General features: G+C 71.1%; 20 protein-coding genes and 1 pseudogene. 10 read left to right on the top strand and 11 right to left on the bottom strand.

Going from position 1 to position 23,888, the window contains the following annotated elements; genetic code table 11:
• Positions 1-18: 18 nt before the first annotated feature.
• Positions 19-654: a hypothetical protein gene (locus ABZ928_RS31590; protein WP_361526371.1), complete on the bottom strand. Its 636-nt coding sequence runs from the start codon at positions 652-654 to the stop codon at positions 19-21.
• 252 nt (positions 655-906) lie between these two features.
• Between ABZ928_RS31590 and ABZ928_RS31585 the strand changes: the two genes are divergently transcribed.
• Positions 907-1,950, top strand: coding sequence for a tellurite resistance/C4-dicarboxylate transporter family protein (locus tag ABZ928_RS31585; protein ID WP_361526368.1), 1,044 nt, complete (start codon positions 907-909; stop codon positions 1,948-1,950).
• Here the strand turns inward: ABZ928_RS31585 and ABZ928_RS31580 are convergent.
• The gene (locus ABZ928_RS31580; protein WP_361526366.1) at positions 1,928-2,281 is read right to left on the bottom strand and encodes a hypothetical protein; all 354 of its coding nucleotides are present in this window, start codon (positions 2,279-2,281) and stop codon (positions 1,928-1,930) included. The two genes, ABZ928_RS31585 and ABZ928_RS31580, sit on opposite strands and share 23 nt — an antisense overlap.
• A gap of 520 nt (positions 2,282-2,801) precedes the next feature.
• Between ABZ928_RS31580 and ABZ928_RS31575 the strand changes: the two genes are divergently transcribed.
• The 3 genes from ABZ928_RS31575 (at position 2,802) to ABZ928_RS31565 (ending at position 8,500) form a co-directional block, all read left to right on the top strand.
• Positions 2,802-3,863: an NlpC/P60 family protein gene (locus ABZ928_RS31575; protein WP_361526363.1), complete on the top strand. Its 1,062-nt coding sequence runs from the start codon at positions 2,802-2,804 to the stop codon at positions 3,861-3,863.
• A 66-nt stretch (positions 3,864-3,929) separates the two neighbouring features.
• Positions 3,930-5,666: a DUF4062 domain-containing protein gene (locus tag ABZ928_RS31570; RefSeq protein ID WP_361526360.1), complete on the top strand. Its 1,737-nt coding sequence runs from the start codon at positions 3,930-3,932 to the stop codon at positions 5,664-5,666.
• Positions 5,663-8,500, top strand: coding sequence for a hypothetical protein (locus ABZ928_RS31565; protein ID WP_361526358.1), 2,838 nt, complete (start codon positions 5,663-5,665; stop codon positions 8,498-8,500). The genes ABZ928_RS31570 and ABZ928_RS31565 overlap by 4 nt, the downstream gene beginning before the upstream one ends.
• 3 nt (positions 8,501-8,503) lie before the next feature.
• Here the strand turns inward: ABZ928_RS31565 and ABZ928_RS31560 are convergent, their stop codons facing one another.
• From ABZ928_RS31560 to ABZ928_RS31550, 3 genes are read right to left on the bottom strand one after another with little or no spacing between them, the layout of a single operon-like run.
• A complete protein-coding gene (locus ABZ928_RS31560) occupies positions 8,504-9,610 on the bottom strand; it encodes an ABC transporter substrate-binding protein (RefSeq protein WP_361526355.1) in 1,107 nt (368 codons plus the stop codon).
• A 55-nt stretch (positions 9,611-9,665) separates the two neighbouring features.
• Complete coding sequence (locus ABZ928_RS31555) at positions 9,666-10,379, bottom strand: response regulator transcription factor (protein ID WP_361526352.1); 714 nt, start codon at positions 10,377-10,379, stop codon at positions 9,666-9,668.
• A complete protein-coding gene (locus ABZ928_RS31550; protein ID WP_361526349.1) occupies positions 10,376-11,704 on the bottom strand; it encodes a PspC domain-containing protein in 1,329 nt (442 codons plus the stop codon). Before ABZ928_RS31550 ends, ABZ928_RS31555 begins: the two co-directional genes overlap by 4 nt.
• 153 nt (positions 11,705-11,857) lie before the next feature.
• Here ABZ928_RS31550 and ABZ928_RS31545 point away from each other — a divergent pair, with 153 nt between their 5' ends.
• Both ABZ928_RS31545 and ABZ928_RS31540 read left to right on the top strand, forming a co-directional pair.
• The gene (locus tag ABZ928_RS31545) at positions 11,858-13,369 is read left to right on the top strand and encodes a PspC domain-containing protein (protein ID WP_361526346.1); all 1,512 of its coding nucleotides are present in this window, start codon (positions 11,858-11,860) and stop codon (positions 13,367-13,369) included.
• Entirely contained in the window at positions 13,356-13,601 is a 246-nt protein-coding gene (locus ABZ928_RS31540) for a hypothetical protein (protein ID WP_361526343.1), read from the top strand. Before ABZ928_RS31545 ends, ABZ928_RS31540 begins: the two co-directional genes overlap by 14 nt.
• An 82-nt stretch (positions 13,602-13,683) precedes the next feature.
• On the opposite strand, the gene ABZ928_RS31535 is transcribed toward ABZ928_RS31540, so the two are convergent.
• The 3 genes from ABZ928_RS31535 to ABZ928_RS31525 form a co-directional block, all read right to left on the bottom strand.
• Positions 13,684-14,211: a DoxX family protein gene (locus ABZ928_RS31535; protein ID WP_361526341.1), complete on the bottom strand. Its 528-nt coding sequence runs from the start codon at positions 14,209-14,211 to the stop codon at positions 13,684-13,686.
• Positions 14,212-14,337: 126 nt separating this feature from the next.
• Positions 14,338-14,802, bottom strand: a complete 465-nt coding sequence (locus tag ABZ928_RS31530) for a hypothetical protein (protein ID WP_361526338.1) — start codon at positions 14,800-14,802, stop codon at positions 14,338-14,340.
• Between the two features lie 64 nt (positions 14,803-14,866).
• A complete protein-coding gene (locus ABZ928_RS31525; protein WP_361526335.1) occupies positions 14,867-16,144 on the bottom strand; it encodes a hypothetical protein in 1,278 nt (425 codons plus the stop codon).
• A gap of 208 nt (positions 16,145-16,352) precedes the next feature.
• Between ABZ928_RS31525 and ABZ928_RS31520 the strand changes: the two genes are divergently transcribed.
• Positions 16,353-17,240 carry a DUF4429 domain-containing protein gene (locus tag ABZ928_RS31520; protein WP_361526332.1) on the top strand — a complete coding sequence of 296 codons (888 nt, stop codon included), beginning with the start codon at positions 16,353-16,355 and terminating at the stop codon, positions 17,238-17,240.
• Between the two features lie 6 nt (positions 17,241-17,246).
• On the opposite strand, the gene ABZ928_RS31515 is transcribed toward ABZ928_RS31520, so the two are convergent.
• Complete coding sequence (locus tag ABZ928_RS31515) at positions 17,247-18,050, bottom strand: class II aldolase/adducin family protein (protein ID WP_361526329.1); 804 nt, start codon at positions 18,048-18,050, stop codon at positions 17,247-17,249.
• Between the two features lie 148 nt (positions 18,051-18,198).
• Between ABZ928_RS31515 and ABZ928_RS31510 the strand changes: the two genes are divergently transcribed.
• Positions 18,199-18,672, top strand: a complete 474-nt coding sequence (locus ABZ928_RS31510) for a pyridoxamine 5'-phosphate oxidase family protein (RefSeq protein ID WP_361526327.1) — start codon at positions 18,199-18,201, stop codon at positions 18,670-18,672.
• Between the two features lie 16 nt (positions 18,673-18,688).
• On the opposite strand, the gene guaA is transcribed toward ABZ928_RS31510, so the two are convergent.
• On the bottom strand, positions 18,689-20,266 hold the full coding sequence (gene guaA / locus ABZ928_RS31505; RefSeq protein WP_361526324.1) for a glutamine-hydrolyzing GMP synthase: 1,578 nt from the start codon (positions 20,264-20,266) through the stop codon (positions 18,689-18,691).
• Between the two features lie 316 nt (positions 20,267-20,582).
• On the opposite strand from guaA, the pseudogene ABZ928_RS31500 reads away from it, so the two are divergent.
• Positions 20,583-20,867, top strand: a pseudogene (locus ABZ928_RS31500) (chorismate mutase); the annotation flags it as partial.
• Positions 20,868-21,431: 564 nt separating this feature from the next.
• Here ABZ928_RS31500 and ABZ928_RS31495 read toward each other — a convergent pair.
• A complete protein-coding gene (locus ABZ928_RS31495; protein WP_361526321.1) occupies positions 21,432-22,610 on the bottom strand; it encodes a hypothetical protein in 1,179 nt (392 codons plus the stop codon).
• A gap of 177 nt (positions 22,611-22,787) precedes the next feature.
• Between ABZ928_RS31495 and ABZ928_RS31490 the strand changes: the two genes are divergently transcribed.
• Positions 22,788-23,819: an LPXTG cell wall anchor domain-containing protein gene (locus ABZ928_RS31490; protein ID WP_361526319.1), complete on the top strand. Its 1,032-nt coding sequence runs from the start codon at positions 22,788-22,790 to the stop codon at positions 23,817-23,819.
• Positions 23,820-23,888 lie beyond the last annotated feature (69 nt).

Below are 23,888 nucleotides of genomic sequence, written 5' to 3'. Positions count from 1 at the left end.
CCCGGTGGGGCCCTGGTGTCAGTGACCTCCCCGGTTCTCGACACAGGGCCCTTGGCCGGGCTGGGGCTCGGCGTAGACGCCGTGCACCTCGGTGGTCAGCTCGTCCTTGGTCACCCGCCCGGACACGCAGGCGATGCCGGTGTACACGGCGTAGAAGCCGTTCGCGACGACGACGCCGTGCTTCTCACCGCAGCCGAGCCGTTGCAGCGCCGCCTCGACCCGGGCGTCGGGATAGGCGCCGTACTCCCCCGAACCGCCCTCCTCGCGGACCTTCTCCAGCTCCTTCCGGATGAGCTCGGCGGATGCCTCCCCGCTCGCTTGCTGGACCGCGCTCAGGGACGCCTGCATGCGGTAGGCGTGGTTGTCGGCGTAGTTGGGCGGTGCGTCCCCCGCTCCCTCCGGAGGGCTCGCCGGCTTGCTCCACGCGCTCGACGGGGAGGCGGAGGTCGGCGTCGGCGCGGGCGTGGCGCTGGCCTGGGCGCACTTGGGCGGCGGCGGGTACGAGTAGGAGGGCGTCGGGCTGCCCGATGCCGCCGCGCCCGTCTCCGTCCGCCCGGCCTTCTCGGTGCCGCACGCGGTCAGGGTGAGCAGAGCGAGGGCGGCCAGGGCGACGGATTGCCTGTAGGCCGGCCCGACTGATCGTCTGTAGGACATGGCGGGAGTCTCGCCGCCTCACTCCACCCCTGTCATGAGCGCAACTACTCAGATGGGCTGGGGCGGAGGCCGGTGTGGAACGGATCTGCCCATCACCGAGCCCTGCGAGCCCTGGGGCGGGCCGGGCACCACCGAGCTCGGCCCGCAACCGCACCCCCGCAGCACGCCCCCTACCCCGCGCCCGCGTGTATTCCGCCCCGCCCGCGCGCGTGCCCCGCCCTCACCCCGGCCCGCGCTCCTTAGCATCGGCCCATGCCAGGCCCCTCCCACGCCTCCCGCGCCACCCACCACCCCTCTCACCGCGCCTCCCACCGCGCCCCCCGCTCCCCCCTCGGCGCCTGGTGGGCGCAGCGTCCGCCCGCCGCCGGGGCGGCCGTCATGGCGACCGGCATCGTGTCGGTCGGGCTGCACCTGACGGGGTACGAGACGCTGTCCCGCATCGCCCTCGCGCTGGCCGGCGTCGCCTGGGTCGGGCTCGCCGCCGACTTCGCCGTACGGCTGCTGTGGGAGCGGGCGCGATGGGTGGCGGAGGCGGAGACGCCGGGCGCGCTGACCGCCGTAGCGGCTACGACGGTGCTGGGCACGCGGCTGTCCCTGCTCGGGTGGCAGTCGCTCGCCGAGGCGTTGCTCGCGCTGTCCGCGCTGCTGTGGCCGGTGCTGATCGTGCTGGTCATGGGGCACTGGAAGCGGCGGATGCCGGGGGCGGTGTTCCTGGCGTGCGTGGCCACGCAGGGTCTGGCGGTGCTCGGCGCCACGCTCGCCGCGGCGGAGTCGACGGCGTGGCTCGCCCACACCGCGCTCGTGCTCTTCTGGCTGGGCCTGGTCCTCTACGGCCTCGCCCTGGCCCGCTTCGACCTGCGCCAGGTGACGACGGGCGCCGGGGACCACTGGGTGGCCGGCGGGGCGATGGCCATCTCGGCGCTGGCGGGCGCGAAGCTCATCGCCGCGGACAGCGCGCGGTTGTACCTCTGGAACGTGGACGACCGGGGCGTCCTGCGTGCCGTGACGGTGGCGCTGCTGGCGCTGGACCTGGCCTGGTACGCCGTACTGCTGGTCGCGGAGGTGGTACGGCCGCGCCTTCGCTATGACGTACGCCGCTGGGCGACGGTGTTCCCGATGGGCATGACGTCGGCGGCGACCCTGTCGGTGGCCGCCGCCCTGGACGTGCCGTGGCTCAGGACGCCGGGTCAGGTGCTGCTGTGGATGGCCGTGGCGGCGTGGCTGGCGGTGGCGGCGGGTGCGGTGGGGGCGGCCCGTACGGGCGTGCGAACCCTCAGGTCCACAGCACCGCGATGAAGATGTTCGCCGTGGTCAGCGCGCCGACCAGCCCGAACAGCCGCTTGTCCACCTTCTCCTCGTCGCGCTGCACATAGACGAGCCCCAGGATCACGACCAGCAGGGCCAGCTTCACGCCGATCTTGATGTTGTTGACGGTCTGGTCGTCCGCCTGGTTGAGGCCGACCAGGATCACGCCGGTGACCAGCATGGTCAGCGCGCCGTGCAGCATCGCCGGGACGAAGCGGGCGGTGCCCTGGCCCATCGCCTTCATCTGGGTGAGGAAACCGCCGAGCAGCGAGGCGATGCCGATGATGTGCAGGCCGACGAAGAGATGGATGAGTACGTCCATGAGGCCGGAGCCTAACCAATGACCCCAGGGTGCATATATGCGCCCCATAGCACTCACCCGCCCGCCCATGTTCCGGAATCCCCACTTCGGTCATCACCCCGCGTGAAGTCGACGGCACGCCCACGGCGGCGCGGTCAGATGCGGACACCCGGCGGTCCCCTGGGGGCAGTTCCGCGCAAGCCGTTACCCGGACGGCACACCGAGGTTTAGCGTCCTCCACCAGGTGACCGGCTCCCCACCGCCGCCCGGGCCAGGGGCGGCAGTCGGACACCACCGCCGAGAAGGTCCGGCGGCGGCCCGCTCCCCCTGTGCGGGCCGCCGCCGGACGCGTAAGCCGCCCCGGGCGGTCGTACGTCCGCTTCCCCCTGGTGGCCGTACGACCACAGGTCGTCCGGGGCGGTCGTACGGATCCGACGGACCGGGTGGATCGGCTGGATCAGCTGGATCAATCAGCCGGGTCCGCTGGATCCGACAGGTCAGACGGATCAGACGGATCAGGCGGTCGTACGAAAGGACGCACGTGGCAGCGCACCGCAAGCCCAGGCAGCGCTCGGTCGGCGGCAATACGGCCCGCACCGCGACGACGATCGCCCTGGCGGGCGCGGCGACCGCGACCGGCTTCGCCGGGACCGGGCACGCCGAGCCGAACCTGACACCGGCTCAGGTGAAGGCGAAGGTGGACAAGCTGTACCAGGAGGCGGAGGCCGCCACCGACAAGTACAACGGCGCGAAGGAGAAGGCGGACGCGGCCGAGGAGCGCCTGAGGACCCTGCGGGACGAAGCCGCCCGCAAGACGGAGAAGCTCAACTCGGCGCGGGACGCGCTGGGTTCGATGGCGGCGGCACAGTACCGCGAGGGCGGCATGGACCCCTCCCTCCAACTCGCCCTGTCCTCCGACCCCGACCGCTACCTCGACGGCGCCGAGTTCGTCGAACGCGCCGGCACCCGCCAGGCGGCCTCCGTAGCCTCGGTCCGCCAACAGCTGCGCGAGATCGAGCAGTTGCGCGGCGCCGCCCACATCGAGCTGGCCTCGCTGAAGTCACGCCAGGCCGAGCTGAAGCGGCACAAGAAGACGATCACCGGGAAGCTGGACGCGGCGCGGCGTCTGATGGCGCAGTTGCCGACGGACGAGCGCTCGGGTGACGTGCAGCGGGCATCGCGATCGGGCGGTGCGGGGGCGGGCGCGGGCGCCCGGGACACCCTGCTGCCCGCCGGAGACGTCCAGGCCCCCAACTCCCGTGCGGCGGCGGCCGTTTCCTACGCCTATTCCAAACTCGGCAGCCCTTACGTCTGGGGCGCCACCGGCCCCGACGCCTTCGACTGCTCCGGCCTCACCCAAGCCGCCTACCGCTCCGCCGGCATCTCCATCCCCCGCACCACCTACGCCCAGATCGACACCGGCCACCGCGTCTCCCGCTCCGAACTCCAGCCGGGGGACCTGGTGTTCTTCTACTCCGCGATCAGTCATGTCGGGATCTACATCGGGAACGGGCAGATGATCCACGCGCCGAATCCGACGGCGCCGGTGCGGATCGCGCCTATCGATGAGATGCCGTTCGCGGGGGCCACCCGAGTGGTGTGAGCGGGCCCTTGATCTGATCCATAGGCCGTCACATCCCGCCGCTCACCTGTACCTTGTCCTCACCGCGTGAGGAGCGAGGTACGCAGGGTGAAGGTCTATCTGTCGTCGACGTGGTCCGATCTGAAGGAGTACCGGGCGGCGGTGCTGGCCGCGCTGCGTCGACTGCCGCTGGATGTCGTGACCATGGAGGACTACACCGCCTCCGACGAGCGTCCGGTGGAGAAGTGCCTGGCCGATGTGGCGAGTTGCGACATCTACATCGGGATCTTCGCCCTGCGCTACGGCCATGTGCCCGAGCAGGGACCGCTGAACCCGGACGGACAGCGCTCGATCACCGAACTGGAGTACCGCAAAGCCGGTGAGACGGGACGCCCACGGCTGGTCTTTCTGCTGAAGCCGGGCGCGGCCTGGCCGACCGACCGCATCGACGGCCAGGAAGGATCCGACTCCGACTCCGACGCCCGGGTCAGACAGCTGCGCGCGGAACTGGCCGAGGAGCACACCACCCGCTTCTTCACCAACCCCGACGGGCTCGCCACGGACGTGGTGACCTCCCTCCAGAGCCATCTGCGCATTCCCGCGGTCCCCGCCCCCAGCCGGACCGTCGCGGAACCACCGCACCCGCGCCGGCTGACCCATGACCTGCACCTGCTGCACGCCCTCAGGGACGAGGAGGCGGCCGCCCAGCTGGCCACCGGCGTGGGAGGTCTGTGGGGCGTCACCACGTCCCCGGACGGTCTGCTGGCCTCGACCCCGAAGGAGGTCCTGGACCTGGACCGTGCCGTGACCTCGGCACGCGCGGTCGCCCTCCTGCTGTCCCCGGCGCTGATGACCTTGCTCGGCGAGAACCCCGGCCGTGCCCGCCGGGTCCTGGACCTGGCCCGTGCCCGTACCGCCCGCCCCCTGCTCGGCGTCACCGCGCCCGGCCTGGCCGACTCGATGGCGGCGGACGCCGCGTCCTGGGGGATCACCGAGGTCATAGCCGAGTCGGCGGCCCAGCCCCTGCCGTACCGGCTGAACGCGGCCCTCTCGAAGACCATCGGGCTGGAACGCCCCGACTACGAGATCGGACTCCCTGTCGTGGTCGTGACCATGACGGACGAGGAAGCGGAGAGCCTGCTCAGCGGCGCACCCCCCGGTCCGGTGGCGGACATCGTCCGGGGCTTCGGCCTGACCCCGGAGTCGGTGCGGGCCCGGTACGGCGCCTCCCGGGCGGACTGGAGACCCTTCGGCGCGGCGAGCCGGACCATCGGGCAGGTCCTGGAGACCGCCGTGACCGGGGTCAACGGTCCCGACCTGCTGCTGCGCGGCAGAAAGATCAGACTCCAGCCGTACCTCTTCGACGACCTGCTCTCCTACGACCCGGCGCACACGCTCCTCTTCGGGGACATCGCCCGCAACGGCTGCCTGGTGGTGGCCGACGAACTCTCCCTGCTGCACCCGGACCTGGAGGCCGCCTTCCGGGCCTCTCCCCTCCACGAAGGCCCCCAGGTGTCCCTGATCACCCTCGCCCCCGACGACCCGGCCGCGGGCACCGCGCACGAGCTGATCCGGGAGGTGCTGGCCGAGCGCCTCCACCACGCCCACCACCGCTTCGGCGACATCCTCGACCCGCTCTGCGAGATGAACGTCGCCAGCGGACGCCACCTGGACAGATGGCTGCGCGCCAGCCTGCCGCAGACCCTGGACGCCTACCGCAACGCCCGGCCCAGCGTCGACAAGGCCCGGCGCCTGGAGGCCGAACTCGGCACCCGGCCCACCGTTTCCATGGCTCGGCTGATCACCGAAGGAGGAGGCGCATGATCGTCACCTTCTACTCCTACAAGGGTGGCGTCGGCCGCTCCATGGCGCTCGCCAACATCGCCGACCAGCTGGCCAGGAGCGGGGTGCGGGTCCTGATGGTCGACTTCGACCTGGAGGCCCCCGGCCTGGAGCACTTCTTCCCCATCGACCACGCGCGCGTGCGGGGCCGCGAGGGTCTGCTGGATCTGCTGCTGGCGTTCAAGTACGCGATGTCCGTGGCCTCTTCGGCGGCCGACGAGGGCGAGGAGGACGCGTACCGCGATCTGGACCGGTACATCTCCGCCGTCTACCCGCCCCGCCCCGACGGCGGCTGTCTCGACCTGCTCCCGGCGGGCCTGCGCCAGACCGACGACCAGATCACCCGCTACGGCGCCGAGTTGCGGCGCTTCGACTGGCAGGACTTCTACTACGTCTGGTCGGGCGAGCTCTTCTTCGAGTGGTTCCGCCGCACCTGCGCCGAGCGGTACGACATCGTCCTGGTCGACAGCCGTACGGGCGTGACGGAGCTGGGCGGCGTGTGCGCCTACCAGCTCGCCGACGCCGTCGTCGCCCTGTGCGCGCCCAACCTCCAGAACCTCGACGGCACGGCATGGATGGTCCGCCACTTCCTCTCCCCCCAGGTCCGCGCGGTGCGCGGCGACCGCCCGCTGGAGGTCCTGGTCGTCCCGGCCCGCGTCGACCAGCAGGACCCGGCGCTTCTCGACGACTTCGCCGAACGCTTCCAGCAGACCTTCGAACCGTTCATGCCGGACGCGCTGACCCAGGCGGGGCTCACCCTCTGGGAGCTCCAACTGCCCTACGTACCGGCGTACGCCTTCGACGAACAGGTCATCACGGATCCGGGGCGGGCCACGGAACGCCGGGCGCTCGTACGGGCGTACGACAGTCTACGCAGCGCGATCGCCCTGCTGGCGCCCGAGCGCAACGCGGTGGCGGCGCTGCGTCCGGCGCCGGCCGGCCGCGGTGGGGAGCCGGGCGGCAGGGGGCCGGTCGAGACGCGGTACGACCCGACGACACGGTTCGCTTCGCCGGATGTCTTCCTGGTGTACCCCGGCGCCAGCCGGGAGGCGGCTGACCAGATCCGTGATGTGCTGGCCCGCCAGGGCGGGCTTCGGGTCGCCGAGCCGGCACCGGACGAGCCATGGGACGGGGCCTCCCGGGCGAAGGTCAGCCTGGTGCTGGTCGACCCGATGAGCGGACCGGTCCCGTTCCAGCTGCGCATGGTGCTACCCCTGGCCGAAGCGGAGGAGACGCGGCTGCTGCCGGTGCTGTTGTCCGGCAGCAGCCGACTGCCGCAGGAACTGCGGAACTACACGTATCTCGATTTCCGTGCCGGTATCGACCCGGAGCGCCTGCTGGACACCGTACGGGCCGTCCTGAGGCGGTCGATGGCGGAGGACGGGCCACTGCCCGTGGCCACGGACGAGCCGGTTCCGTATCGCGGGCTCATGCCGTTCTCGGAGGCCGACGCGCGGTTGTTCTTCGGGCGGGACGGGCTGGTCCGCAAGGCTCTGGACACCTTGGAGCGGTGCGGGGCGTGCGTGGTCGTCGGCGAGGCGGGGAGCGGCAAGACAAGCCTGGTGAACGCGGGAATGATTCCCCTCCTGCGCCGGGACGGCATCCCGGGCAGTGCCGGCTGGCCGGTCGTCAGAGTCGAACGCTACGACAGCGCGCAGGAGTTGCGCGAGGCGCTGAGCTCGGTCGCCGGCCTCTCGGAATCCGCCGAGAAGGTGGTGGTCGTCCTCGACCGGTTCGAGCAGCTGCTCGCCCAGGATCCCGCCTTCCGCAGCGGGCAGCTCGCCTTGCTGCGGCAGCTCCACGACTCGCCCAAGGCTCTCCCGGTGACCGTCCTGCGCGCCCAGTTCCTGAGCCCGGCTCGTGAGCACGCGGGCTTCCTGGCGCAGCCGGAGTACAGCGTGAGCGTCTGGCCCATGTCCGCCGGCGAACTGCGCCAGACGGTGGAACTGCCGGCGCGCGCCGTGGGCCTCCAGCTGGAACCGGGCCTTGCCGACCTGCTGTTGAGTGACGTGGGCGAGGAGCCGAGCGCGCTGTCCCTCCTGCAGTTCGTCCTCCACGACATGTGGACGCACCGGCGCGAGGGGTATCTCACCCACCGGGCGTACGCGGACATGGGCGGTGTGTCGGGCAGCATGGTCCGCTCGGCGGAGGAATGGTTCCGCTCGCTCTCCACGGAGGACTACGAGCGAGCCCGCGAACTGCTGCTGCACCTCGGCACGGTCGACTCGTACGGCCGGCCGCAGCGGCGCGCGGTGGCCGTGTCGACGGTCGCCTCGATGGGAGCCGCCGAGCTGTGCGAGGAGCTGCTCCAGAAGCGGCTGTTGGTCACCCTCTACACGGACCGGACCGCGTGCGTGCAGCTCGCCCACGACGCCCTCGTGCACGCGTGGCCGAGGGCACGCCAGTGGATCGAGGAGTCCCGGCCCGGGCTCGAACTGCGCCACAGACTGACCGAGGCCGCCGAGGACTGGGAGCGTTCCGGGCACGCGCAGGAGGAACTTCTCGGCGCACGCAGCCTGTCGTACGCCGAGAGCACGGTCGAGCACTGGCTGCTCGAGGATTTCGAGAGGAACTACCTTGCGGCGTCGCGGGCGGACGTGGAAAGGAAACGCCGGGCGGGCAACCTGACCAAGATCTTCCTGTTCCTCTTCGGCGCCTCCGTCTCCGTCGTGTTCGGTGCCTTCGACGCCACCGGCGTCGAGGCGAGATGGTGGTCTCAGGGCCTGATCCTGATCGGCACCATCGCCGTCATCACCGCGTTCCAGGCGCTCGCCCTGCACCGGCCCGAACGCCGCTCGCTCACCCAGCGGCGCTGACCCTCAGCCTCCGCGGTGAAGGACCCGGAACCGATCGCGCTCCACCGGATCCCGGTCCACGACCTGCACCGGCGCCGCCCCCCACTGCCACACACTGATCCCCGGCACCCGAGAGAACCCGATCCGCCCCCGCGTCCCCTCAACCACGACGCTCCCCCACCCCACACCCCGCGAACCCAGCACCTCCGCAAGGACGACGACCGCGTCGTACCCCTCGAAGGCAACGAACGAGGGCGCCCCACCCAGCCGTTCACGCAGATCCGCCTCGACCCGCGCCCCGAGCGGCGTGAGCTGATCGGGCAGATAGCGCAGGAACGGCACCCCCGCCCCATCGCTCCCCAGCAACTCCGCCCACTCACCGAACTCCGGCTGCCCGGCCGGCGCCCCGATGAGGATCTCCGCAAGCCGCTCGTCCCGCCGGACGGCCCGCACGATCGGCACGGCCGGTTCCGGGTGACCGACCAGCAGAAGAAGAGCCGTCGCACCACGGGCCGCAACTTCCTCGCACACGCCCTCAGGACCGAGCACACCCACATCAAGCTCTACGACGGTCCCGCCGCGCGGAGCGAGGTGGTCCCGCAGAATCCGCGTCCCGGCCGCCCAGTACACGCTTGGCTGCGCCGCCACGGCGATACGCCGGTGCCCCGCACCGAGAAGGAAGTCCGCATAGACCTGCCAGCCCCGCGACTGCGGAGGCGACAGACGCGCGACCCAGTCCGTCGGCTGCTCGGTGAGCACGTCGAGCACCGCCGACGAGCAGAGATACGGCATTCCCAGCGCATCGGCCTTCGTCGCGACCGCACGAGCCACGACGCTGTGATACTCCCCCACCACCGCGGCCACGCCCAGCTCAGCCAGCTCCTCCACAGCCGCCGCGGCCCGCTCAGGATCGGCCGCCGTGTCCCGGACCACCAGCTCAAGCGGCCGTCCGCCGCCGATCCCACCCGCGTCGTTGACCTCACGCACCGCCAACTCGAGCCCGGCGAGGAGGTGTTGACCCGCTCCGATCCAGCCGGGCGGCGTCAGCGGGACGAGGGCCCCGATCCGGACAGCCGACCCATCGGCCTCGTCTCGCCACAGCGGGCGCACCTGGGTGATCATGCCGGACATTGGATCCACCGCCGCGGCCGACAGGCAACCCGATATTCGCTCCCCTCCCGCTCCGTCAGACCAGCCGTCGAGCCGTAGCCCAGCGCGTCAGCTCATGCCGGTTCGACAGCTGCAACTTCCGCAGTACCGCCGACACATGGGACTCCACCGTCTTCACGGAGATGAACAGTTGCTTGGCGATCTCCTTGTACGCGTACCCACGGGCGATCAGCCGCAGCACCTCCCGCTCGCGCTGGGTGAGGCGGTCCAGGTCCTCGTCCACCGGCGGGGCGTCCGTCGAGGCGAACGCGTCGAGGACGAAGCCGGCCAGCCTCGGGGAGAACACCGCGTCGCCGTCCTGGACCCGGAAGATGGAGTCGACGAGATCCGTACCCGTGATGGTCTTGGTGACGTAGCCCCTCGCCCCGCCCCGGATCACGCCGATGACGTCCTCCGCCGCGTCCGAGACCGACAGGGCCAGGAACCGCACCGGCTGCTCCGCGTCCGCCATCAACGGGGCGCAGCGGCGCAGGACTTCGACACCGCCGCCGCCCGGGAGGTGGACATCGAGGAGGACCACCTCGGGCCGGGTCGCGGTGATGACCGTGACCGCCTGGTCGACGTCCGCGGCCTCGCCGACGACCTCGACGCCGGTCTCCTCGGTCCGCCCGATCTCGGCCTGGACGCCCGTGCGGAACATCCGGTGGTCGTCGACGAGGACCACACGCACCCGGCGCTCGCCCGCACTGTCGGTGGTGGCCTCCGCCGTACCGTTCGCCTCGTCGCTCATGACGTCTTCTCCGCCCTCTCCATCTCCAGCTCGACCTCCGTGCCGCCGTCCGGCACCGCGCGCAGACGGGCCGTACCGCCGTGGCGCTCCATGCGGCCGATGATCGATTCTCTGACACCCATGCGGTCGGCGGGTATCGAGTCGAGGTCGAAGCCCGGGCCACGGTCGCGGACGGACACGAAGACCGTCCGTCCCTCGACCTCGGCGTAGACCTGGACCGCGCCGCCCTCGCCACCGTACTTGGCGGCGTTCACCATCGCCTCGCGCGCGGCCTGCATCTGCGGGCCGATCTTCTCGTCGAGCGGGCAGTCGCCGACTATGACGACCTCTATGGGGACGCCGTGCTTGTCCTCCACCTCCGCCGCGTTGCGCCGTACCGCCTCCGCGAGGGTGTCGGGTTCGTCGGCCTCGTCCTTGCCGGTGCCCTCGGGCTTGTAGAGCCAGGTGCGCAGGTCGCGCTCCTGGGCGCGGGCGAGGCGGCGCACCTCGTTCGCGTTCTCCGCGTTGCGCTGGATCAGGGTGAGGGTGTGCAGCACGGAGTCGTGGACGTGGGCGGCGACCTCGGCGCGCTCCTGGGCGCGGATGCGCATCAGGCGCTCCTCGGAGAGGTCCTGGGTCATGCGCACGAGGTAGGGGCCCGCGAGGAGCGTTATGCCGACCAGGACCGCCAGGGCCGCCTGGAGGACCGAGCCGAGGTGGGCGGCCGAGCCCTGGAGGACGAAGATGCCGGAGACACCGGCCGTGACCAGCAGGACACCGCCCGCGGCGCGCAGCAGGCTGAGGGTGCGCTTGCGGCGGCCGACCTCGACCCAGCGGGCCCGGCGGGCGTTGTCGGCCTGCCGCCAGACCAGGGCCACTCCGGCGCCGACGAGCACGGCGGGCCAGAGGTAGGCCTTGGCTCCGGTGCCGAGATTGACATTGCCCACGAAGACCATGGCCACGACGACCATGAGCAGCAGAGCGACTATCTGGCCCTTGTCCGGCCTGCGGGCGACCAGTCTGCGCCGGCCGTCCGGCGAGGTCTCGGTGGTGACGAGCGAGGGCGGCCGCTGCCCGCCCACCCCGCCGACCCCGAGCGGTACGAAGAACCAGAACGCGGCGTACAGCAGCGCGCCGAGCCCGTCCGCCATGAACAGGCCCACGAACACGAGCCGCACCCAGATGACGGGCAGCCCGAGATGCCCGGCGAGCCCCCGCGCCACACCACCGAGCCAGCGTCCGTCACTGCTGCGGTAGAGCTTGCGCGGCGGCCGCGGTTCGACGAGTGGCGGTGCTGCGGCTTCCGGCATGCCATCGATGTTCACACGGTCGGAGGGCCGGGGCATCAGGGTCGGCCCCCTAGACTCCCCTGATCTTCGAAACCCGCGGAAACGTCCCGCCGTCGAACGGTTCCCCGGCGCCGGCTCAGGGGCGATATCAGGGTCCGGCCAGGGTCGATCCGACTCCCGCCGGGGCGGCTCGCCCGTCACCATGGACACATGACAGATCACCAGCACGCCGCGGACCCGGCACCCGACGAGGGCGCCTCGTCCGCCGCGCCCTCCACGGCCACCGCGGGTGAGGAACCGCGCGCGCACGAGCGGGCGGGCGCGCGCACGGATACGGGGGTGGGTGTGGAGGCAGGGGCGGACGCAGCCGCCGCCGGGACCGAAAGCGGAACTGCCGCCGGGTCCGAAAGCGGGGCCGTCACCGGGGCCGAGAGCGGCACCGTCGCCGCACCCCCCGCCCGGTTCCGCCGCGACCGGCGGTTCAAGATGCTCGCCGGGGTGTGCTCCGGGCTCGGGCGGCAGTACGACATGGACCCGGTGATCTTCCGCATCACACTGGCCGTGCTCTCCGCGATGGGCGGCATCGGCCTCATCTTCTACGGCTTCGCCTGGCTCTTCGTCCCGTACGAGGACGACGACGAGAACGAGGTGCGCAAGCTGCTGACCGGCCGGGTCGACGGGCAGGCCCTGACGGCCGTGCTGTTCGCCCTGGTCGGCTGCGGGGTCTTCCTGACGATGCTGAACAACGGCACCGTGCTGGCGTTCGCCGTCGTCCTCTCCCTCCTCCTCGCCGGCGCCGCCTACTGGTCCCGGCACCGCGGCACCCCCGACATCGACCCCCTCGCCGTCCAGGCCGCCGCCGACGCCCCGCCGGAGGCCCAGGCGCCGCCGGTCGGTGCCGGCTACCCCTCCTGGTGGCGCGACCCCATCGTCAAGGACGGCACGCACGAGGGCGGCACCGGCTATCTGTGGGGCCCCCGGGACTCCCGCGACCGGGACATCGCGGCGGCCGTCAACATCAGCCTCGGCAGATACGGCCCGGGCCGGGTCGACGCCCGCGCCGCCCGTCCGCAGCCGCCCAAGGCACGCGGCCCCCGCTGGATCGGCGGCTGGGTCTTCCTGTTCGCCCTCGTCGCGGGCGGCCTCGGCACCAGCCTGACGTGGGAGGACCACCCGCTCGGCACCAGCCTCCAGACCGGCCTGTCCTGCGCGCTCATAGTCATCGGCCTGGGCATAGCGGTCAGCTCGTTCCTAGGGCGCACGGGGGCCGGGTCGGTGTTCCTTGCGGTGCTCACGGCGGCCCTGCTGGCCGGGGCGGCCGCGCTCCCCAAGGACATCGGCACCCGCTGGATCGAGCAGACCTGGCGACCCGCCGCGGTCACCGAGGTCCAGCCCAAGTACGACCTGGGCACCGGCGTCGGCACCCTGGACCTGACCGGCCTCGACGTGGCCAAGGGGCAGACGGTGACCACCAGTGCCGAAGTCGGAGTGGGCCAGCTGAAGGTGATCGTGCCGCCGGACGTGACCGTGCACGTCAGCATCGACGTCGGAGTGGGCGACATCCAACTGCCCGGCGATGACAAGGAGGACGTGGACGTGGCACCCGACAAGTCCAAGGAGCTGACCCTCCAGCCGGTCAAGGGCGGCAAGGCGGGCGGCACCCTCGACCTCGACCTGGAGGTCGGCGTGGGCCAGGCGGAGGTGCGTCGTGCTGCGTCATGAATTCCGCCCCGGCAAGCTGATCGCCGGCCTCTTCCTCGTCCTCGCGGGCATCATCTACGCCGGTGACGCGGGCGACGCCTGGGAGACCCCGTGGTTCGTGGTGATCCCCGTGGTCACCGGCGGCCTCTGCCTCGCCGGCGCGGTGGGCCTGCTGACCCGCGCGGTCCGCCGCCGACGCAGGCCGGCCGGCACCGGTACGGCATCGGGAGCCGAGCCGGAGATACCGGGCTGACCGGGCAGCTGTCCCGAGAGGGGGTGGAGGGGGTTCCCCCGTGCACCTGAACCCGCTTCCGAGCGCTCCTCGACCGACGGCGTCAGTACGCCCCGGCCCGTTCCCTTCGGCGGGCCTTGAACGCCGCGTCCAGCGAGAAGTACGGGGCGCCGGCGAGGACCAGGGGGAGCCAGGCCATCAGATAAGCAAGATCATTTCCGTAGTAATACGGGTCGGACGCCCAGCTCATCGTCAGCCACAGGCTGAGGGAGATGAGCGCTCCGCCGAGGGCGGCGAGGCGGGCGAGGAGGCCGATGAGGGTGCCGATGCCGACGGCCAGCTCGCCGAAGGCGATGGCGTAGCCGAAGCCGACGGGACTCTTCAGGGCCATGTCGATCATGTCGGGGATCGCCGCGGACTGCCGGACGTTGCGCATCTGGTCGCCGATGGAGCCGGGCCCCGAGGCCTTCATGAAGGCGCTGTCGGTGATCTTGTCCAGGCCGGCGTAGATGAAGGTGACGCCGAGGAAGAGCCGCAGCGGGAGCAGGGCGTAGTGGGCGGCGGTGTCCCGCCAGCTCCGGCCGCCGTCGTAGTAGGGGGTGTGCGTGTCCGTACGGAAGCTGTGAGTCATCGCTCCGAGCCGCCTCTCGCCCAGCGTGCGTGCCGTGGCCCCTCAAAAGACGATACGCACGAACAGGAGATGCCGCTCAATGCCGAAGCACGCAATTTCGACGGAGAACAGCGGGGAGCGGAGCGCTCAGATGTGGGCGCGGATCTGGCGTACGGGATGGCCCAGCGCCTTGGCGACAGCGGCGAGCTCCTCGTCGGCGAGCCGGTCGAGCTCCGGGTTCCAGACGGCGATCTCGAACCGGGCGAACCCGCAGGGCCAGTCGAAGTCCAGCTGGTCCAGTGAGACGGCGGCACCGCAGCAGGGGGCCGTCGCATCGAGGGTCGTGAAACCGTCCACGTTGTCCTCGATGAGGTCCGCCCACCATTCGAGGTCGATCCGTCCCCGGCACCGCGGGCAAGCGATCCGCTCCAGGTTCTGGGCACTGTCGACGACGGAGGGCAGCTCGTACCAGTCGACGTCGATCTCGACGGAGGTGTCCGGGGCGAGGCCGCCGGTCAGTTCGGTCACGAGGGCCTGGGCGCGGAGGGCGGCGGCTTCCTCGGGCTGCCAGTACGGGTCGGTCGGGATGACGGAGAGGACGTCTTCACTCACGGGCAGAGCATAGAACAAAGATTCGAAGCCGGGCTCGCCCAGCCCAACTCCCTGCCACCCGCCCTCAGTCCGTCACATCGATCGCGTACCGATTCGTCTCCACGCCCGCCGCGGTGATCACCTGCACCTCCACCCGCCCCGGCTCCACGTCCGCCGGTACCGGCACCGTGAGTACGGCGTCCGTCGGGTTGCTGAAGCCCCCGGTCACCGGGACGAGGGGGACGTGGACGTGGACGGTTCCGACGCGGACCGTCATCCGGGAGAGCCGCTCCGCGCTCTGGGCGCCCGGTGGGACGAAACCGGCGCCGCGGATCTCGATGTCGTCGCCCGTGCGGATCGGGCCGTCGAGGTCGCCGGCCTCGCGGGCGCGGACGACGGAGAGGATGACGGGGCGGCCGCCCTCGGCGTACTTGCCGGCCACGTAGGTCGCGGCGGAGATCAGGACCAGTATCGCCAGGCCCCAGGGGAGGTCGGGGAGTTGGTCGGGGCGGCGGGCCAGTCGTACGGCGGCGAAGAGCAGGGCGACGGCGCTGATCACGACGTACTGGATGTCGGCGAAGGTGCCGCGGCCCGCGTCGTCGGTCAGCAGGTCGGCCGCGCGGGGGCGGTCGGCGCGTACCTTTTGCAGGCGCTGGCCGAGGACGCGCAGTCCGACCACGCGGCGGACCAGGACCGCGATCCCGCAGACCACCGCCAGGACGGTGACCACCCCGGCGCCGCGGGCGAGTTCGAGACCGTCGATCAGTGTGTCGCGCTCGGTGTGGTCGGAGGCGGCGGCGAGGCGGCCGACGAGGACCAGTACGGCGTACGCCACGAAGAGCACCCAGGCGACCGCGACCGCGCGCGAGGTGGAGAGACGGTTGTCCTCGCCGATGACGGGGGCGAGGGCGCCGCCGCGGGCCCGGTGGAACCAGGAGGCGGCGGTCAGCGCGGACGCCGTCAGCAGGGCGGCCAGGAGACCCGCGGTGCGGGCGGAGGTCCAGCCGGCGCCGATCGCCGTCAGGGCCTGGACGAGGAGGAGGACCACCACGCCCGCCCACACCGTGCACGCGGTGCGCCACCACACGCGGGCGAGCCAGGACTCGCCCTCGGCGCGGCCGCGTTCGGCGACGAGTTCCGCGGACTGGGTCAGCTCCTCCGACACCCACTGGCGGGAGGCCGAGGCCGAGTGGGCCACGGCGGCCGGAAGCCCCTGCCCGGCGGCGAACTCGTCCCGTTTCAGGAGGAACGCGGCTACCGCGCGCCGGTGTCCCTCCCGTGCCCCGTGCGGGCAGTCCCCACAGGTGCAGCCGCCCCCGTGCACGCCCGTGTCCGAGCCGTGTCTCGCCTCCTGCACCGCCACGCCCGACGCCCGCCTTCCCCGCGATCTCCACGAACCACGATCCACGGCCCACGGCCCACGGCCCCTGCCGAGGTCTCGGCGGCCGCCCCGCAACTCCCGTGCGATGACAGCGAATTGTGCCCTACGCCACTGGGTGCCCGTCCGGCAGGTGTGGTCAGGGCGGGTGAAGGCAGGTCCGCCGTGTTGACCCGGCTGCGAGAATTTCCCTATGGCCGAGATCATCCAGCGCGACGGGACCTGGGCCTTCGACGGCACAACGGTCAGGATCACGCCGGGACTCCATCGCTCCGTACCGCTGTTCCGGCAGACGTACGGGGAGATCGCCGTGCCCATCGAGGCCGTGTCGAGCGTCGTCTACGAACCCGAGCGCAAACGGGGCCGGCTGCGGATGCGGCTGCGCGAGGGCGCGGACCCGCTGCTCCAGGCGACGGGCGGGCGGCTGCCGGACGCGGCGGACCCGTACCGGCTGCTGGTGGACATCGACCGTTCCGGGGTCGCGGAGTACGTGGCGGAGGAGATCCGCCACTCGCTGCTCCTCGACCAGATCCCCAAGGACCCCACGAAGACCTACCTGCTGGCCGGGCCGCCGGTCCCGGTCTCCGTGCGGTCCTCCGACGGCACGATCTCCTTCGACGGTCTCCAGGTCCGTATCGACTGGTCGGACACGTCGGACCGCGTCAAGCGCGCGACGGGCCCTCGGATCATCGCGATCGGCGACCTGGTGGGTGTCGAGTGGCTTCCCAACTCCGGTTACGAGGACGGCTTCCTGCGCTTCGTGACCCGCGAGACGGCCTTCTCCAAGCTGCCGCCCGAGAAGGACCCCTACGCACTCGACCTCTGGGGCAGCACCCGCCGCGACCTCCTCACGGCCCTGGTCGCCACGGCTGTCACCGCCCGTCTCCCCCACCCGTCCACCCGCACGGGCGGCGACTACGCCGACCGCCCCCACCAACTCACCGCCGCGGTACCGCCCCAGGCCGACCACCACGACGTACTCCTGCGCCGCCTGCGGGAGTTGGGCGAGCTCCACCGCGAGGGCATCCTCACGGACGAGGAGTTCGCCATGACCAAGGCGGCGGTACTACGAGGGTTCTAGACCCCCTCAGCTCAGCAGATCCGGCTCGCTCCGGCTGATGTCCTGCCACAGCGGCTGGTAGTTGATCCACGCCACCAGGTCCCCGCCGAGCTGCTCGCGCGTCGCCACCGCCGCCTTGTGCTCGATGAGGACCGGGCGCCCGGCCGCCCTGGCGGTCAGCTGCACCTGGGCGGAGCGTTCCATGGAGAGGAACCACCAGGCCGCCGCGTCGACCGAGTCGGCGACCGTCAGCAGGCCGTGGTTGCGCAGGACGAGGGCTTTGCGGGTGCCGAGCGCGGCGGCGATGCGGCGGCCCTCGGCGGCGTCGACCGCGACGCCGGAGTACGCGTCGTAGACGGCGTGGTCCTCGTAGAACGCGCAGCTCTCCTGGGTGATGGGGTCGAGGAGCTCGCCCAGGGCGGCCAGCGCGCGCCCGTGCACCGAGTGGCAGTGGGCGACGGCGACCACGTCGGGGCGGGCGGTGTGGACCTGGGCGTGGACGGTGAAGGCGGCCTGGTTGACGTGGTAGCGGCCCTCGATGACCTGGCCGTCGGTGTTGGCGAGGACGAGGTCGCCGACCGTGACGTGCTTGAAGGGCATGCCGAAGGGGTTGACCCAGAAGCAGTCGCTCAGCTCCGGGTCGCGTGCGGTGATGTGGCCGGACACGCCGTCCTCGAAGCCGAGGCGGCCGAAGAGCCGCAGCGCGCCCGCGAGCCGTTCCTTGCGGTGCCGGCGCTCGTCCTCGACCGCCTCGTGCATCGGCGGCATCGCGAACTGGAGGCTGTCCGTGGGCAGCGGTGTCGGCGGATGGGGCCCATACGTCCCGGGCATCTTTCCTCCAGCACTGGGAGAGCTTTACGGGGCGGAAGTTACCGTCGGTCCGCGCAGGAGAACAGAGCCGTGATGAAAAGATGACGTGCCAGTTCTCCCCGTCCAAAACCGGACAGCGGGTGTCGGGTATCGGCGCCACACTCGTCGTATGACAGCGAACTGGGCAGCCTTCACCACCGCCGAACCGGACCTCGCCAAGCTCGTCGAGGAACGTTTCGGGGCCTTCACGCACCACGTCCTCGCGACCCTCCGCAAGGACGGCTCCCCGCGCACCAGCGGCCTTGAGGTGCGTTTCCTCAACGGTGAGCTGTGGCTCGGCATGATGCCGGACTCGCTCAAGGCCCGTGACCTGCTCCGGGACCCGCGTTTCGCGATCCAGGCGAACCCCGGCCCCGGCAAGGACCCGGGTGTCGGCGACATGCGTGTCAGCGGGCGGGCCGTCGAGGTGCACGACAGCGCGACGAAGGACAGGTACGGCGAAGAGGTGGAACCGCCGGAGCCGTTCCACCTCTTCCGCACCGAGCTGACGGAGGTCGTCAGGACCTACGTCGAGGACGACAAGTACCTCGTCGTCCAGGTCTGGAAGCCCGGTGAGCCGGTGCGCACGATCAAGCGCACCTGAGAGACCTCGGAGAGGTCTACTCCCACTCGATCGTGCCCGGCGGCTTCGACGTCACGTCGAGGACGACCCGGTTGACGTCCGCCACCTCGTTGGTGATCCGCGTCGAGATCTTCGCGAGCACCTCGTACGGCAGTCGCGACCAGTCCGCCGTCATGGCGTCCTCGGAGGAGACCGGGCGCAGGACGATCGGGTGGCCGTAGGTGCGGCCGTCGCCCTGGACGCCGACCGAGCGGACGTCCGCGAGCAGGACCACCGGGCACTGCCAGATGTCCCGGTCGAGGCCGGCCGCGGTGAGCTCCTCGCGGGCGATGGCGTCGGCGTCGCGGAGCAGGTCGAGCCGCTCCTTGGTGACCTCGCCGACGATCCGGATGCCGAGACCCGGGCCGGGGAAGGGCTGGCGCTGGACGATCTCGTCCGGGAGGCCCAGCTCCTGGCCGACCATCCGGACCTCGTCCTTGAACAGCTTGCGCAGCGGCTCGATCAGCTGGAACTCGAGGTCTTCCGGCAGACCGCCGACGTTGTGGTGCGACTTGATGTTCGCGGTGCCGGTACCGCCACCGGACTCGACCACATCGGGGTACAGGGTGCCCTGGACGAGGAACTCCACCGCCGGACCCGCGTCCGCGATGATCTCCGCCTGCGCCTGCTCGAAGACCCGGATGAACTCCCGGCCGATGATCTTCCGCTTCTCCTCGGGGTCCGAGACACCCTTGAGCGCGGTGAGGAAGCGCTCCTCCGCGTCGACGACGACCAGCTTGACGCCGGTCGCGGCCACGAAGTCCTTCTCGACCTGCTCGGTCTCGCCCTTGCGCATCAGACCGTGGTCGACGTAGACGCAGGTCAGCTGGTCGCCGATGGCACGGGCGACCAGGGCCGCGGCCACGGCGGAGTCGACGCCGCCGGAGAGCCCGCAGATGGCGCGCTTGTCGCCGACCTGCTCACGGATCGCGGCGACCTGCTCCTCGATCACGTTGCCGGTGGTCCAGTCGGGCTTGAGACCGGCACCCCGGTAGAGGAAGTGCTCCAGGACCTGCTGGCCGTGCGTGGAGTGCATGACCTCGGGGTGGTACTGGACGCCGTACAGCTTCTTGGCGTCGTTCTCGAAGGCGGCGACCGGGACGACGTCCGTGGAGGCCGTGACGGTGAAGCCCTCGGGGGCGGCGGAGCAGGCGTCGCCGTGCGACATCCACACCGACTGCTCGTCCGGGGTGCCCTCGAAGAGCGTCGAACCCGACTTCGATACGTGGAGTGGCGTACGGCCGTACTCACGCGCGCCGGTGTTGTCGACCGTGCCGCCGAGGGTCGTGGCCATCAGCTGGAAGCCGTAGCACATGCCGAAGACGGGGACGCCGGACTCGAAGATCGCGCGGTCCAGGCGCGGGGCGCCCTCCGCGTAGACCGACGAGGGGCCGCCGGAGAGGATGATCGCCGCCGGGTTCTTGGCGAGCATCTCCTCGACCGGCATGGTGCTCGGCACGATCTCGCTGTAGACCCGCGCCTCGCGGACGCGACGGGCGATGAGCTGGGCGTACTGCGCGCCGAAGTCGACGACCAGGACGGTGTCGGGAGCGGCGGCGGGGTTCGCTGATGACACGGGTTGCCTTCCGGCGGTGAGCGAGGGGTGTGTGTGAGGCCGAGTCTACCGGGGTGTCGCCAGGGCCCCTCCCGTCCGGTGGACGGACCTCGGTTGGACAGGTTCGGGCGGGCGTGCATACTGGCCCCATGCTCACGCACCCGACCTTCCTCTTTACCTATGGCACCCGGCCCGCCGGCTGCCATGGTCGTGCTGCTTGAGCTACTGACAAGCGACTTCCCAGGCGCCCCGGGCCGACAAGGTCCGGGGCGCCTGTCGTTTCCTCCGGACCTCGCCGCTCCGGGGCACCGCATCCCGAGAAACCGATGAGGAGCCCCCTATGACCGCCATCGACGTGACCGGCGCCCGTACCTCCGAGGCCGCGGACGTGATCACCGGTGCCCGTGAACGCATCGACGCGCTCGACGACCGGATCATCGGTCTGATCCAGGAACGGATGGCCGTGTCCGCCGTGATCCAGGAGGCGCGGATCACCTCCGGCGGCCGGCGCGTGAACCTCTCCCGCGAGATGGAGATCCTCAGCCACTACAGCGAGGCGCTCGGCAAGCCCGGTACGTCGCTGGCGATGACGCTTCTCGAACTGTGCCGGGGTCGCATCTGACGGTGCCGGGGTCGCATCTGAGTTCGGTGCCGCTCTCACCCGTACGGCGCGTGACCGGATCGCGGACCGCTTCGTTGGTGCTGGTGTCCGTGCCAGCCAGGGGCGGGCCCGAAAGAACCACGCGTGGCTCGCTGGGGCGATGAGACGTACGGATCACACCGTGCGTCGTGGGACCTCGCTCCAGGTAAGTGACCGGACGGCAGGGGACAGCAGCCCGGTCACCCAAGAGAACGGTCGGCTCCGGGGACGCTCGGGGCCGACCGGCGGAAACTGCAAAAATGCACAATGCTGGACGGAACGGTTGCGGAGGCCGCGTCCTTCCAGCACGATGCTGGAAAAGCCCCCAAGTCCCGCCGTAGACAACCGCATTGTTCTGCGTTGCCGTACCGCCAGAGGTCCAGACCTTCCGCGCGCCCCGCATACGCCGGGGCGCCGACCCAGGGCACGCAAGCAAGCGGCGCAACCCCCCGGCGCCGCTACCCAGGCACCGGCGCTGCCCTGACGCCGGTGCTGACGAAAGAAGGGCCCCGCGGCTCCGTCCCGCGGGGCCCTTCGCATGCCCGGTCAGACCCGCGACACCGTGCCGCAGTCCTTCGCGTCGCTGATGTCCTTGCTGCGGTCGTACGGGTCCGTCGTGGGGCCCGACGGAGGCGCACTCGTCGGGGCGTCCGAGGGGAACTGCGGGTGGAAGTAGCCGTCGTCGACGGCGCAGTCCGAGTTGCCGGCGTCCCGGTCGTAGCGCAGCACGGTGAGCTTGCCCGGCGTGACCTGATACTTGGCCGGATCGGGGATCTCGACGTCGAGGACGCGGCGGACGATCGTCCGGGTCACCTCCGTCGTGCCGTCGGTGCGGACCACCGGGTAGACGAAGGTGTAGTCGGCGTGGACGGCGACGGAGGCGTGGTCGCCGGCCTTGAACGACATCCGGCCGCGGACCTTCACGACGTCACCCACCAGCCGGATCTCGTCCGGGTCGAAGCGGCTGAACATCGACGTCGGATCCTGCTTGTCGCCCGGCTTGCTCAGGGACAGCTTCAGATGGGAGACGAAGTCCGGCTGCTTCGGATCCAGCAGGTCCATCGCCGCCTTGGGATAGTCGCCGCGCAGTGTCGCCCGGTCGAGGTTCGCGGAGATCAGCAGCTCGCGGGTCAGCTCCAGGGCCTGCGTGACCTCCGCCTTCGACTTCCCGCCGACCGCCTTGGCCTTCGGTACGACGATCGCGGCCTTGCCGTCGGCCCAGTTCTTCGCCGGGGACCCGGCGAACGGGTCGTCCAGGGTGGGGATCGCCGGTGCGGCGGCGGACGGCGCCGCGGTCGGGGCCGCGGTCTCCTCGGGAAGCGGCGACTCCACCGCCGTATCCGCCGAGGCACCCCCGAGCCCGGGTACCAGCGACGGCTTCAGCGCCACGATCACCACCGCGATCGCGACGAGCACGCCGAGGACCGGCCATATCCGCCGGCCGCGCTTCTTCTCCTGCCACAGCGGGCCGGTGCGCCAGCCCTCCGGCAGTTCACCCCGCGCCTCCTGCTGCCGCAGCCGTTCGGACACCATGCGGGCGCGCGCGGAGGGCTCCTTGGGAGCGGCCTGTGCGGCGGAGCGTTTGAACTGTTCCCAGACGTCGTCGGGGACTTCGGAGTTCGCGGAGTTCTCGGAGTTCGCGGAGTTCGAGGAAGAGTCCTCGGACGGCTTATCTGGCTTGTCTGACACGACGGTCAGTTCTAAGGGCTCCGAAAGGCCTTTCACAAGCGGAACTTGGGTGTGACTCAGCCCACATAAATTTCCTGTGAGTGCGAGCGCAACCATTCACAGCGTTCACGAATCAAACCAGGCGAACCACGGGCCACACCCGCGCCCCCACGCGAGGCCCGGCCCCACTCGCGTGCTGCGCCGCGCAGCACACCGGACTTCTTGAGGTCTTTCATGAAGCTTCGCCGTGCCATGGCCGCAGCGGCTGCGACGGCTGTCATAGCCCCGCTCGCCCTGCTGTCCGCGCCTGCCGCGTTCGCGGACGAGACGTCGCCGACCCCCACCGACACGGTCAGCAGCACGCCGACGGACACCCCGTCCGACACCGCTTCGCCGACGGACACCGCGCTGCCGACCGACACGGGTCTGCCGACCGACACCGCCTCGCCCACGGCGAGCGAGAGCGCCACCGACACCGCGTCGCCGAGCGCCTCGGCCTCGGCCACCGAGTCGGACGAGCCCTCGGAGTCCGCCGAGCCGAGCGAGGAGCCGACCGACCCGGACGTCCCGTACTGCGAGGAGCTCGACGAGGACTTCTCGGACGCCAAGGTCTCCGCGGACATCAAGGGCCTGCCCGGCAAGATCGTCGCCGGTGACGGCTTCCACAACTTCAAGCTGGTCGTCACCAACGACTCCGGCACCACCGTCGACGGCGTCGCGTTCTACGCCGAGGTCGAGAACTACGAGCTCGACGAGGCGAAGTTCCTGAGCCCGTACGTCGACCTGGAGTTCAAGAACCCCGACACCGGTTCCTGGGACCGCATCGGCTCCGACGACTGGGCGGGCGACTACTTCTTCTACGTCGAGTCCCTGAAGGCCGGCAAGAGCAAGACGGTCAGCCTGCGCGTCAGCATCGACGCCAAGGCCCCGGCCGGCGACGCCTACTCCTTCGGCTCCGGCGCCTACCTCGACAACGTCGACGGCCAGGACTGCATCGCCGAGGGCTGGGCGCAGTACGACTTCACCGTCCTGAAGGCCGGCTCCGAGAACCCCGACCCGGGTACCGCCACGCCGAGCGACAACGGCTCCAAGGACTCGGTGAAGAAGCCGCAGGGCGACGTCTCCGAGCTGCCGACCGGCAACCTCGCCGACACCGGCTCCAGCTCGGCGCTGCCGACCATCGGCCTCGTCGGCGGTGTCGCGATCGTCGCCGGTGCGGGTGCCGTGTTCGCGATGCGCCGCCGCAAGGCCGGTGCGGAGGGCTAAAACCCCAGCGCCGTAAAGAGCTTCACCGCACGACAGCTTCACCGCAAAACAGAGAGAAGGACCTGCGTT

This window comes from Streptomyces sp. NPDC046909, assembly GCF_040644695.1.
Classification (GTDB): domain Bacteria; phylum Actinomycetota; class Actinomycetes; order Streptomycetales; family Streptomycetaceae; genus Streptomyces.
The sequence above is the reverse complement of the archived record's forward strand: the minus strand, read 5'-3'. Positions and strand labels throughout refer to the sequence as shown.

Excerpts from the sequence above, each read along its gene's own strand:
- ABZ928_RS31580 (WP_361526366.1), bottom strand. The coding sequence starts at position 2,281 with ATGGACGTACTCATCCATCTCTTCGTCGGCCTGCACATCATCGGCATC.
- ABZ928_RS31585 (WP_361526368.1), top strand. The coding sequence starts at position 907 with ATGCCAGGCCCCTCCCACGCCTCCCGCGCCACCCACCACCCCTCTCAC.
- ABZ928_RS31520 (WP_361526332.1), top strand. The coding sequence starts at position 16,353 with ATGGCCGAGATCATCCAGCGCGACGGGACCTGGGCCTTCGACGGCACA.
- ABZ928_RS31560 (WP_361526355.1), bottom strand. The coding sequence starts at position 9,610 with ATGTCCGGCATGATCACCCAGGTGCGCCCGCTGTGGCGAGACGAGGCC.
- ABZ928_RS31555 (WP_361526352.1), bottom strand. The coding sequence starts at position 10,379 with ATGAGCGACGAGGCGAACGGTACGGCGGAGGCCACCACCGACAGTGCG.
- ABZ928_RS31565 (WP_361526358.1), top strand. The coding sequence starts at position 5,663 with ATGATCGTCACCTTCTACTCCTACAAGGGTGGCGTCGGCCGCTCCATG.
- ABZ928_RS31490 (WP_361526319.1), top strand. The coding sequence starts at position 22,788 with ATGAAGCTTCGCCGTGCCATGGCCGCAGCGGCTGCGACGGCTGTCATA.
- ABZ928_RS31515 (WP_361526329.1), bottom strand. The coding sequence starts at position 18,050 with ATGCCCGGGACGTATGGGCCCCATCCGCCGACACCGCTGCCCACGGAC.
- ABZ928_RS31545 (WP_361526346.1), top strand. The coding sequence starts at position 11,858 with ATGACAGATCACCAGCACGCCGCGGACCCGGCACCCGACGAGGGCGCC.
- ABZ928_RS31535 (WP_361526341.1), bottom strand. The coding sequence starts at position 14,211 with ATGACTCACAGCTTCCGTACGGACACGCACACCCCCTACTACGACGGC.
- ABZ928_RS31590 (WP_361526371.1), bottom strand. The coding sequence starts at position 654 with ATGTCCTACAGACGATCAGTCGGGCCGGCCTACAGGCAATCCGTCGCC.
- ABZ928_RS31550 (WP_361526349.1), bottom strand. The coding sequence starts at position 11,704 with ATGCCCCGGCCCTCCGACCGTGTGAACATCGATGGCATGCCGGAAGCC.
- ABZ928_RS31510 (WP_361526327.1), top strand. The coding sequence starts at position 18,199 with ATGACAGCGAACTGGGCAGCCTTCACCACCGCCGAACCGGACCTCGCC.